The organism is uncultured Campylobacter sp. (genome assembly GCF_938030685.1).
Taxonomy (GTDB): Bacteria; Campylobacterota; Campylobacteria; order Campylobacterales; family Campylobacteraceae; genus Campylobacter_B.
Window position 1 is genome coordinate 1 of sequence record NZ_CALHHX010000111.1, and the last position, 11,039, is coordinate 11,039.

Here is an 11,039-nt window from a genome sequence, read left to right on the forward strand (position 1 = left end):
GATTCGAGCGTATTTGCGCCAAGATGCGGAGTCGCGCTTAAATTTTCGATATCCAAAAGCTCGTGATCGGTCGCAGGCTCTTTGTCGAAAACGTCGATGCCGAGATACGCGATCTTGCCGCTGCGTAGATTGTTTGCGAGCGCTTTTTCATTATACAACCCGCCTCTAGCGCAGTTTATTAGGCGCACGCCGTCTTTCATCTTCGCTATTTGCGGCTCGCCTACCATATTTATCGTCTCTTGATTTTTCGGCGTATGGATCGTGATGAAGTCGCAAGATAAAATTTCGTCGAAATTTTTCGTATATTTTACCCCGAGCTTCGTGGCCTTCTCAGGCTCGATATAGGGATCATAGGCGATGACGTTCATCCCAAACGCAAGCGCGCGAACCCCCACGCGCGAACCGATATTTCCAAAGCCGATGATGCCGAGGCTCTTTTTATAAAGCTCGGTACCGTACCATTTCTCGCGCTTCCAAATTCTATTAATTTTCAGATCGTTGCAAGAATTTACATATTTGCGCGCCGCATTCAGCAGATGGCACATGGTCATTTCGACCGCGGCGATGGTGTTTGCGGTCGGTACGTTCATCAAAATAATGCCGCGCTTGGAGCAGCCGTCGATATCGCAGTTATCTACACCCACACCCGCACGCACGATCGCTTTTAGCTTGGTGCCCGCGCCAAGGAATTTCTCATCCACCGCCGTAGAGCTTCTGGTGATCGCAACATCCGCATCACCTAAAATTCCATAAAGCTCGCTCTTGGGCACGTTCGTAGCGTCGATTACTCTAACATCCGATTCTTGCTTAATCAGATCAAAACCGATTTTGTGGATTGCGTCGCAGACTATGATAGTTTTCATTAAATTTAACCTTTTGAAGTAGGTCCGCAAGGCGGGGATGCCTTGCGGGAGGAATTATTTATTTAGTTGATCTTTGATCAGATCCCCTAGGCTTTGCTTCTCGTCGTCGTTGCTATTGATCTCGTTTAGCGCCTCGCGCTCCTTCTGATGAGCCAGTCTGCGCACGCTTAGGCGGATTCTGTTTTTCTTCTCATCGATGAAAGCGATCGCAGCCTCGATCTCGTCGCCTACTTTTAGGCTATCTACGCTTACGTTGCCAAGATCTTCCTTGCGAATAAGCGCATCAATACCGCCTCCAAGCTCGACAAAAATTCCAAACTCTTTAATATCGCGGATCTTGCCTTTTACGACATCGCCTTGATTGTGGCTCTTGGCATAATCGCTAATAGGGCTATCGCCGAGCTCTTTGTGGTTTAGAGAAATTTTTTGAGTATCTTTGTCGATCTTGATGATTTTAACTTCGATCTCGTCGCCCACTTTGAATAAATTTTTGCACTTCTCGCCGCGATCCCACGAAGCGTCCTCGTTATGCAAAAGCCCCTCTACGCCGTCGATCCTCACAAACGCACCAAAATTTGTAATCGTAGTGACGCTGCCTTTTAGCACATCGCCCACTTTATGCTTAGCAACGAACTCGTCAAAAGGCTTAGTGAGTAAATTTTTAAGGCTCACGCGCAGCCTGCGCTCGCTAGGGTTGATCTCTACGACCTCTACGTCGAGCTCCTCGCCCTCGCTGATGAAATCTTTCGGATTTTTGATATTTTTATCCCACGAAATTTCGCTGATATGCAAAAAGCCCTCGATGTCGTTGCCAAGATCGACGAACGCGCCATAAGGCTCGATATTACTTACTTTTACGCGGATAGTATCGCCTACTTCCAGGCTATCTTTGATCTCGTTCCAAGGATCGGGCATCGCCTCTTTTATCGAAAGAGAGAGATGTTTTTTATCGTTGTCATATTTGATAACTTTAACCGGAACCTTATCACCCTCTTTGTAGAGCGAGCTCGGATTTACCGGGCCTTTGTATGAAATTTCGCTGTAGTGCACGAGTCCGTCCACGCCGCCTACGTCTACGAACATACCGTAGGTGGTGATTTTTTTGACAACGCCTTCGATGATGCCCTCAGTAGCGATTACTTTCTCGATCGCCTCTTTGTTTGCTTTGCGATCCTCATCAAGTAGCTTCTTGCGCGATACTACGATGCTTTGTTCATCTCTATCGACTTTGATGATCTTTACTTTGAAATTTTTACCGACAGCGCCGTTTGGGTTTTTAAGCGCACTTTGCGAGCGCGGCATAAAAAATTCCACGTCGTCTGTATTAGCACAAACGAAACCGCCCTTATTAAACGATAGAATTTTAACGTCATAGACATTTTCTGCGTTTTCATCATAGGAGTCGATGAACGCCTTTACTTTTTCCTTCTTTAGAGCCTTTTTATACGATACGACCGGGCGACCGCCTCTGCTTCCGATAATAGCGACTTTGATGTCATCTCCTACATTAACCTGCGGATTTCCTTGCTCGTCGCTAACCTCGGCGGCGTCCAAAATGCCCTCCGACTTCCTGCCTACGTCTATGAAAACCTCGCCGTCCTTAAGGGCGATAACCTTACCTGTGACGACCTCGTCGCGAGACTTCCCGGCGTCATACTCCTCTAACAATGTCGCAAAATCTTCCTCTGCGTGGTTTTGAACCTTCTCGTTCACCTCAGCCATATGCTTCCTTTAAATTTATTTGTGCTTTTTTGAAAAGAACTAAAATGCGCGATTCTAGCCAAAATTTGCTTTCGATTTGATAAATTTCTAAGAGTAAATTTGATAAGAGGGCTTATAAATTCTGCGTTAAATTTTCGATTCGCGCCACTACTTTTTTGATTATCCAATCAGGCGTGCTGGCTCCTGCGGAGATGCCGCATAGGCTTTTGTTTTCAAACCACGAGCGTTCAAGCTCGCTTTCGTTTTCTATGAGGTAGCTGTCTTTGCAAAAATTCTGCGAAATTAAAAAAAGCTGTTTGGTGTTGGAGGAATTTTTTCCGCCTACGATTATCATCACGTCAGCCTTTTGCGATAGGCTTTTTACCGCCTCTTGATTTTCCAACGTCGCATTGCAAATCGTATTAAAAATTCTCAGCTCCCTCGCGCGCTGCATCAAAAAATCCGCGATTTTAGTAAAGCTTTCTATCTTTTTCGTAGTCTGCGAAACGAGCGCGACGCGAGGTCCAAGCTTGACGTCTTGCAGCTCCTTCGTATCCATGATCACGAATACGCGCGATTTTGCGTAGGATTTCACACCCTTTACCTCGGGATGGTTTTTATCGCCGAAGATCACGATGTCGTAGCCCTCCGCGCTCATCTTTTCTACGATCTGCTGCGGCTTGGTTACGAAGGGGCAGGTAGCGTCGATGAGCTCCTTATTTTGCGCCTTTAATCTTTGCAGATCGTCCTTTTGGATGCCGTGGGTGCGGATGATGAGCTTTTGCTCGCCCTTGATCTCGCCAACGCCCTCTAGGGTTTTGACGCCGAAATTTTGCTTTAAACGGTTAATCTCTTCGGCGTTATGTATCAGTTCACCGATCGTAGCGGCCTCGCCGGCGCTTTCTGCGATCTTGATCGCGCGCTTGACGCCGAAGCAAAAGCCGTAGCTTTTGGCCATCTCAATCTTCAACGCCGGCCCCGATCTGTCTTAAAATTGCGGCGAAATTCGGAAACGACGTCGCGATACAATCGCTATCTTCGATGATCATCCCAGATCTTAAGCCTAAAATCGCAAAACTCATCGCGATACGATGGTCACCGCACGGCGTGATGATCGCTGCGTTCGCCTCGCCGCCTTCGATCTGCCAGCCGTCCTGCAGCTCGCGCGCCTTGATACCGCAGGCGCGAAGCCCTTCGCAGGTTACCTTTATGCGGTCGCACTCCTTTACGCGTAGCTCGGCGGCATTTCTAAGCACGCTACTTCCCTGCGCGCAGGCAAAGGCGATCGCAAGCGCAGGCGCTTCGTCTATCAGCCACGAGATATTTTCGCTCACCTCCACGGCGTGAAGCGGCGCGTAAGCGACCTCTATATCGCCGATCTGCTCGTAAATTTCGCTCGTTTTGTGAAATTTTACTTCAGCGCCCATGCGTTTTAAAATTTCATACGCCTCTATGCGGGTTTTGTTTAGCAGCATATTTTTTAGCACGATGCGCGAGCCTGGGATTATCGCTGCGGCTACGGCAAAGAAAAACGCCGAGCTTGGATCATTTGGGATAAAAATTTCAAGCGGTTTAAGCGGCGAGCTAAGCGGCGCGACTTCGATCGCAAGACCGTTTCGCGAAATTTGCGCGCCCATTGCTTTCAGCATCCGCTCGCTGTGATCGCGGCTAAGCTCGGGCTCGCTAAATTTACATCCGCTGCCGCGCAAGGCCGCTAAAATCAGAGCGGTCTTAACCTGCGCGGACGCAATCTTACTCGCGTATTCAAAATACCCGAGCTTCTGCCCTAGCACCGCAATCGGCGCCTTTTCGCCGCTTGCTCGTCCGTAAATTTTAGCGCCTACTTTGCAAAGCGGATCCGCAACGCGCCTCATCGGACGCTCGCTTAAATAGCGATCGCCGCATAGCACGAAAAAGCCCTCGCGCCCCGCCAAAAAGCCCATAAATAGCCGCATCGCCGTACCCGAGTTGCCGCAATCAAGCGGGACATTAGGCTCTTTGATAGCCTCCGGCGGAGTGATTAAAATTTCGCCCGCATCGCGCTGCACGCAAGCGCCCAAAAGCTCCACTATTTTTAGCGTATTTAGCGTATCCTCGGCGGCTAGATAGTTTGAAATTTTACTCGTCCCCTCCGCTAGCAGCGAGAAGATCGCCGCGCGGTGCGAGATCGATTTATCTGCGGCGATGTTTGAAATCTCCGCTCGCAAAGGGCCCGCTTGCGCAAAAATTCTCATCGCAGCCCAAGCCCTAGCTCGCTACTAAGAGCGGATAAAATTTTATCGGTAAAGCCAGCCACTTCCTCGTCGCAGAGCGTTTTTTGAAGGTCTTGAAATACAAGCCTGATCGTCAGGCTCTTTGAATCGCCCAGGCTTTCGTCGCCGTAAAGATCGCTCGGGATAAATTCCTTTAGCGCCTCGATTTTAAGGGCGTCTATGCACTCTTTGATCTGCTCGAAGCGCATTCCGCTGGGCACCAAAATGCTTAGATCGCGCGATACGCTAGGGAATTTCGAATAAACGTCCGCTACGATATTTTCAAATTTAAGCTTGGAAAAATCGATCTCGCACAGATAGCTTTTATCCAGATCGCGCCCTGCTTCTACGGCGTAATCCACGCGCCCGATAAAGCCTACTATCTCGCCGCCTTGCTCGATCTGAGCTTGCTCGAATTCGCTTAAAAATTTCAAATTTTCGCCAGGCAACCTGACATTAAATTTACCGATGACGCTTTGGATTAAATTTGCAAAATACAAAAAATCCACCGCAGCGGGTTTTGCGCCGGCAGCGATAGAGGGCTCCGCCTTTAATCCGCTAGCGATAAAGCCCAGCCTTAGGCTCTGCGCGCCGCTTTCGTCAAAGACCTCTCCTAGCTCAAAAAGCTTGACGCTTCTGCGAGAATTCTTTAAATTTCGCTCAGCAGATTCCAGCAGATGATTAATCAGCGTCGGTCTTAGCGCGTCCAGCTCGCCGTTGATCGGATTTAAAATTTTAACCTTGCACGGCTTAAAGCCTAAGCTTTGCAGCGCCTTGCCGTCGTCAAATACATAATGTACGCACTCGAAAAATCCTACTGCTGCCGCCTTGCTGCGAAGCTTACGCCCGTTTTGCAAATTTACGTAGGTATCGTTTAGGCGGTTTTTCTCGTAGAAGCTTAGCGGCGCGGCAGCGATATTGTCGATGCCCACGATACGCACGATCTCCTCGCACACATCGTGAGAATTTACGATATCGTGGCGGAAAGACGGCACCTTGGCGGTGATTAGATCGGCTTCGACGCCCACATCAAAGCCCAGCCTTTTTAAAATTTTAACGATCTTATCGCGCGGAATTTGCGCGCCGATCATTGAGTTTATCTCTTTTTCGCTAAAACCCACGATAAGCGGCTCCAAAGCATTTGAAATCTTTTGTGTGCCCGCATATAGGCTCACGGCTTTATTTTTAAGTAGCAATCTAAATAGCAGATCTAGCCCCAGCCTAAGCTTTGGCTCGCTGCCTCTGCTTGAGCGATACACGTGCTCGTCGCCTTTTAGGCTTTTATTTTCGTTTACTGCTTTGGCGATAATTAGTGGCGCGGTGTAGTTTGCCTCTAATAGCACCACTTTGCTACTGCAACACGCCTTTAGCTCCGCGTCTTGGCAAATTCCTGCTACGCTAAGCAATCTCTTGCCCGCATAAACGCCGAACTCGCCGTTTGGCATAGGCTTTATGTCAAGCGCTACTTTGCCATCTGCGGAAGCGATCTTTTCAAAATCATAAGCGCGCAGCAATACTCCGGTAGAGTGAGTAGCGTAGTTGATGAAATTTTGCACCGCGCAGCTTTGCAAAATACCAACGCTTGCAAGGCGCAAGGTCTGCTTTAAATTTAACTTCAGCTCGCCTTTGATCTCATAAGCTCGAAAAGCAAATTTAGCGCTTACCTCATCGCTTGCACGCACGCTTAAAATTCTACCGATACCAGGCGCTCCGTCGGCATCTTCAAACTCGTGCTTTTCCTTTAGCGGCAGATCAAGCGCTGCGCTTAGATCGCGCGCTATGCCTAAGATGCTAAGGCAGTCGCCGCGATTAGCGGTAAGCTCGATCTCGATAAGATCATCATTAAAAATTTCATACTCGCGCAGCTCCTTGCCGAGCACAAGCTCGCCGATGCTGCTATCAAGCACCATAATGCCGTCATTCGTCTTGGCAAGCCCAAGCTCGGTTGCCGAACAGATCATGCCAAAGCTCTCCACGCCGCGAAGTTTGGCAGGCTTTATCTCAAGACCGCTAGGCAGCACGGCGCCGATCAGGCTAACCGCGACGTATTGCCCTGCCTCAACATTTTTCGCGCCGCAGACGATCTGCAGGCTCTGCTTACCGACATCAACCTCGCAGACATTTAGATGATCGGAATTCTCGTGACGACGCTTACTTTTTACGAGTCCTACGACGACGCCTTTAGGAAGTGAAATTTTATCGTGAGCGTCAACCTCAAGACCGATAGAATTTAGCGTAGAAAGCAGCTTTTCGCTTGAAATTTCGCTTATGTCGATCCACTCCTGCAACCAATTTCTCGTTATTATCATTTAAACTGCTCCAATAATCTAATATCGCCTTCAAATAGCGAGCGCAGATCGGGGATACCATGTAGCAGCATCGCAAATCTCTCCACGCCGAGCCCGAATGCGTATCCGCTGACGTTTTTCCAGCCTACCGCTTTAAAGACGTTAGGATCGACCACGCCGCTGCCTAACACCTCGAGCCAGCCCGTCTGCTTACAGACGCGGCATCCCTCGCCGTGGCAGAAAATACAGCTGATATCGACCTCGGTGCTAGGCTCCGTAAACGGAAAGAAGCTCGGGCGGAAGCGCACCTTTACGTCTCCAAACATATAGCGCAAAAATTCCTCTAAAACGTATTTTAAATTTGCGAAGCTCACGCGGTCTCCCTGCTCGACTACGAGACCCTCCACTTGATGAAACATCGGCGTGTGGGTTAGATCCATATCGCGGCGAAATACCGCGCCCGGGGCGATCATACGCACCGGCGGAGCTTTAAATTTCTCCATCGTGCGGATCTGAACGCCACTGGTGTGCGTGCGTAGCAGCCGCCCGTCGCCAAGATAAAACGTATCTTGCATATCGCGCGCGGGGTGGTATTTGGGTAAATTTAGCGCCTCGAAATTGTGGAAGTCGTCCTCGATGAGCGGGCCGCTTTCGACGCTGAAATTTTGCGCGATGAAGTAGTCTATGATCTTATCCATCGTCTCCATCACGGGATGTAGCGCGCCGCAGCTTACATTTTCGTTAAAAAGCGTGACGTCGATTGCTTCATTTTTCATCGCCTCTTTTTGCTCTGCTGCTTCCAGGCTCGCCCTTTTTGCGGCGATGAGCTCGCTGAAATAATCGCGTTTTTCATTCGCGCTTACGGCAAGCTCTTTTTTCTGCTCGGGCGCTGCGGATTTGAGCTCGGAAAAAAGCGCCGTTATGATGCCTTTTTTGCCGAAAAGCTCCAAGCGCACGGCTTCCAGCTCGCTTAGGCTCGATGCGGCGTCGATTTTTGCTTTAATCTCTTGCAAATTCTATCCTTGTGGTTAAATTAATGGCGCGATTGTAGTTAAAATTTGATAAAAGCTAGGTAAATTTGCGTGTTTGGATTTTTTGGCTATAATCGCAGCTAAATTTCAACCTCATAAAAGGATCTAAAATGAACATCTTCGAAAAGATCGTAAACGGCGAAATCCCGTGCAACAAAGTGCTGGAAAACGATGAATTTTTGGCCTTCCACGACATCAACCCAAAAGCACCGATCCACATCCTGGCGATCCCTAAAAAATGCTACGAAAACTTCCAAGTAACGCCTCCTGAAGTGATGGCGAAGATGAGCGCTTTTATCCAAGAAGTAACTCGCAAAATGGGGCTTGATAAGAGCGGATACCGTCTTGTTTGCAACTGCGGTGAAAACGGGGGGCAGGAGGTGATGCATCTGCACTTTCATATCCTAGGCGGAATAAAACTACCGTGGGACCGTGTCAGCGACCGCAATACCGAAGAGAATTTTTAAGACTAGAGCTTAATTCTATAAAAACTAAAATTCCGTGAAATTGTAAAATTTTACGGAATTTGCGAAATTCTTTGAAATTTTTAAAATTCCGCTTCATTTATAAACACCGAAGTTTTAAAAATAATCAAAATAGTAAAACTACAAGCTAAAATTTATCATCAGACGCTAAAAAGAAATACAAAATTTATCACAGACGATCTCTCTTAGCAAATACCATTCTTGAGCTGCAAAGCCTTAGCTCTTAGAATTTCAAATTTGAAATCGACAAGAAATTTTAACGACGCGGCAAAATTTTAAATGAAACCGAGCTTTATAAAAAGAGTTATGATTTTAATGGCGAATGAGTTAGATTTCAACGATATGGAATTTAAAACCTACATGAATTTTGCTTTGAATGAGCGATTCGGCTTTAGTTTTCAAGCAGAATTTAAAATTTTAGCGTGAAATTATAATCTTAGAATTTTAAAATTTCTTGAAATTTCAATATTAACTTTAATAGATTTTAGGGGCATGCGCCCCTAAAAATTTTGAAAGGATTTGCAAGGATTATTTGCTTAGCATTGAGCTTAGCATCCATAGGCGTTTTTCATAATCGCCGTAGTGATCCTGCGCAATATTTGAAGTCGTATCGTCGCCCTCCTCCTCAGCAATCTCTTGAAGCTTTTTAAATTCTTTTACCAAATACTCGTAGGCTTTTTTAACATCCTCAAGTACCTCAGATATGCTATAGCTGTCTTTTACGCTAATCGGAGCGTCTTTTGAAAGCTCAATTAGATCCTTAGCCTTAGTTACGGCCTTGCCACCTATTTGAAGCGCGCGCTCAGCCATATCGTCGAAAAGCTCGCCCATCTCGTCGTATGCTTTCTCGGTGTAAGCGTGAACCTGCGCGAATTGTAAGCCCTTAACATTCCAGTGATAATCGTGGAATGCAACAAAGAACGCATGAGCGTCCGCCTGAAGTTTGTTTAGTTGTTTTACTGTTTTTGACATTGTGTCTCCTTTATTTAAAATTGCTGTAATTATAGCAAGATTTTCTTAAATTATAATTATACTAAGTAATAAATTTTATCTTTTAGTGAAATTTTAAAATTATATGGCTTTTAAATTTATCTACAATTTTTTTGAAATTTCAGCTATGCTGCATTATAATGCCGCATTATGAAAAACAAATTTATGATAACTATAACCGACCTTAACGGCTCTAGGAATTTTTTGCTTTCGCAAATCATCAAAAAGATCGCGTTATATTTGGTACTATTTGTTTTTACCGTTTTCGTCACGGGTGCGCTATATATCAGGTATCTGGGCTCTAAAATCGACAGCCTTTCGCGAACCAAAACCGAGCTTAACGAGCTAAATCAAAAACTTCGCGATGGTATCGCAGCAAGTCAGATGGAATTTGAAGCCATCGAGGGTAAAATTTCGGATTTGGAGCATCAGTTTGGGCTCGATCCTGAGGAGGATGAGCGCGCGATCGACCGCTTATCTCACATCAAGCCCACTTCCGAACAAGAGATTAAAGAGCGCGCGCAAAAGATCATCAACGAAAAATTCTCCGACGCGCTGATAAAAGAAATTTTTATGCAGATCCCAAACGGCAGGGTCATGCGCACTCATCAGCTCAGCGAGAAATTCGGCTGGCGCAACCATCCTATCTTAAAGCGCAAGCAGTTTCACCCGGGCGTTGATCTACGTACGCCGCCTAAAACGCCTATCTACGCGCCTGCAGACGGTATCATCCAATACAGCGGCGCGGGCGCTACGGGCTACGGCAATCTAGTCGAGATTCGCCACAACTACGGCTTTACGACGCGATATGCGCATTTGGATTCAAATTTAACTCGCAAAGTAGGCGAGTTTGTAAACAAAGGCGATCTTATCGCTTTTAGCGGCAACACCGGACTTAGCACCGGACCTCATCTGCACTACGAGATTAGGTTTTTGCAGCTGCCGTTAGATCCGCTAAATTTCATCAACTGGAACGAAAAAAATTACAAAGAAATTTTTACTAAGGAGGAAGATGTCCCATGGCAATCTTTAATAAAGGCGATGCAAACACCGCTCAAACAACAATAATCTCGTCAGGCACGCTCATCAAAGGAGAGCTGCACCTGTCGTGCATTTTGCATATCGATGGCAATGTCGAAGGCGACGTGATATCCGATAACACCGTCGTCATCGGTAAAAACGGTACCGCGCGCGGCTCGATCAGGGCCAAGCATATCGTAATCAGCGGCAAATTTTTCGGCAATATCGAAGCTGAGCTCGTCGAGCTGCTAGGCGGCGGTGTGCTCGTAGGCGACGTGCTATCACAAAGCTTCGGCATCGAAGTCGGCGCAAAATTTAATGGAAAAAGCGCGGTAAGCGGTAGCGATCAAGCCCTAGTCATCGACGGCAGCGCAAGCGAAGACGTCAAGCTCATCGACAAAGCTCTAGG

10 protein-coding genes are annotated in these 11,039 nt (G+C 47.1%); 3 read left to right on the forward strand and 7 right to left on the reverse strand.

Going from position 1 to position 11,039, the window contains the following annotated elements; translation table 11 throughout:
* The 6 genes from Q0369_RS05130 to pheS form a co-directional block, all read right to left on the reverse strand.
* On the reverse strand, window positions 1–863 hold an 863-nt coding region (locus tag Q0369_RS05130; RefSeq protein ID WP_298096883.1), incomplete at its 3' end, for an NAD(P)-dependent oxidoreductase.
* A 54-nt stretch (window positions 864–917) separates the two neighbouring features.
* The gene (locus Q0369_RS05135) at window positions 918–2,585 is read right to left on the reverse strand and encodes a 30S ribosomal protein S1 (protein ID WP_298096887.1); all 1,668 of its coding nucleotides are present in this window, start codon (window positions 2,583–2,585) and stop codon (window positions 918–920) included.
* A gap of 112 nt (window positions 2,586–2,697) precedes the next feature.
* On the reverse strand, window positions 2,698–3,534 hold the full coding sequence (locus Q0369_RS05140) for a 4-hydroxy-3-methylbut-2-enyl diphosphate reductase (protein WP_298096889.1): 837 nt from the start codon (window positions 3,532–3,534) through the stop codon (window positions 2,698–2,700).
* Window positions 3,524–4,798 (reverse strand): 3-phosphoshikimate 1-carboxyvinyltransferase, encoded by a 1,275-nt coding sequence (aroA, locus tag Q0369_RS05145; RefSeq protein ID WP_298096892.1) that lies wholly within the window; start codon window positions 4,796–4,798, stop codon window positions 3,524–3,526. The genes Q0369_RS05140 and aroA overlap by 11 nt, the downstream gene beginning before the upstream one ends.
* Window positions 4,795–7,125: a phenylalanine--tRNA ligase subunit beta gene (gene pheT / locus Q0369_RS05150; RefSeq protein WP_298096895.1), complete on the reverse strand. Its 2,331-nt coding sequence runs from the start codon at window positions 7,123–7,125 to the stop codon at window positions 4,795–4,797. Before pheT ends, aroA begins: the two co-directional genes overlap by 4 nt.
* The gene (gene pheS / locus Q0369_RS05155) at window positions 7,122–8,117 is read right to left on the reverse strand and encodes a phenylalanine--tRNA ligase subunit alpha (protein ID WP_298096898.1); all 996 of its coding nucleotides are present in this window, start codon (window positions 8,115–8,117) and stop codon (window positions 7,122–7,124) included. The genes pheT and pheS overlap by 4 nt, the downstream gene beginning before the upstream one ends.
* Before the next feature lie 128 nt (window positions 8,118–8,245).
* On the opposite strand from pheS, the gene Q0369_RS05160 reads away from it, so the two are divergent.
* Complete coding sequence (locus tag Q0369_RS05160) at window positions 8,246–8,602, forward strand: histidine triad nucleotide-binding protein (RefSeq protein WP_298096901.1); 357 nt, start codon at window positions 8,246–8,248, stop codon at window positions 8,600–8,602.
* Between the two features lie 546 nt (window positions 8,603–9,148).
* On the opposite strand, the gene Q0369_RS05165 is transcribed toward Q0369_RS05160, so the two are convergent.
* Entirely contained in the window at window positions 9,149–9,592 is a 444-nt protein-coding gene (locus Q0369_RS05165; RefSeq protein ID WP_298096904.1) for a DNA starvation/stationary phase protection protein, read from the reverse strand.
* Window positions 9,593–9,757: 165 nt separating this feature from the next.
* Here Q0369_RS05165 and Q0369_RS05170 point away from each other — a divergent pair, with 165 nt between their 5' ends.
* Both Q0369_RS05170 and Q0369_RS05175 read left to right on the forward strand, forming a co-directional pair.
* Window positions 9,758–10,678: a M23 family metallopeptidase gene (locus Q0369_RS05170; protein ID WP_306528386.1), complete on the forward strand. Its 921-nt coding sequence runs from the start codon at window positions 9,758–9,760 to the stop codon at window positions 10,676–10,678.
* On the forward strand, window positions 10,630–11,039 hold a 410-nt coding region (locus Q0369_RS05175; RefSeq protein ID WP_298096907.1), incomplete at its 3' end, for a polymer-forming cytoskeletal protein. The genes Q0369_RS05170 and Q0369_RS05175, both read left to right, overlap by 49 nt.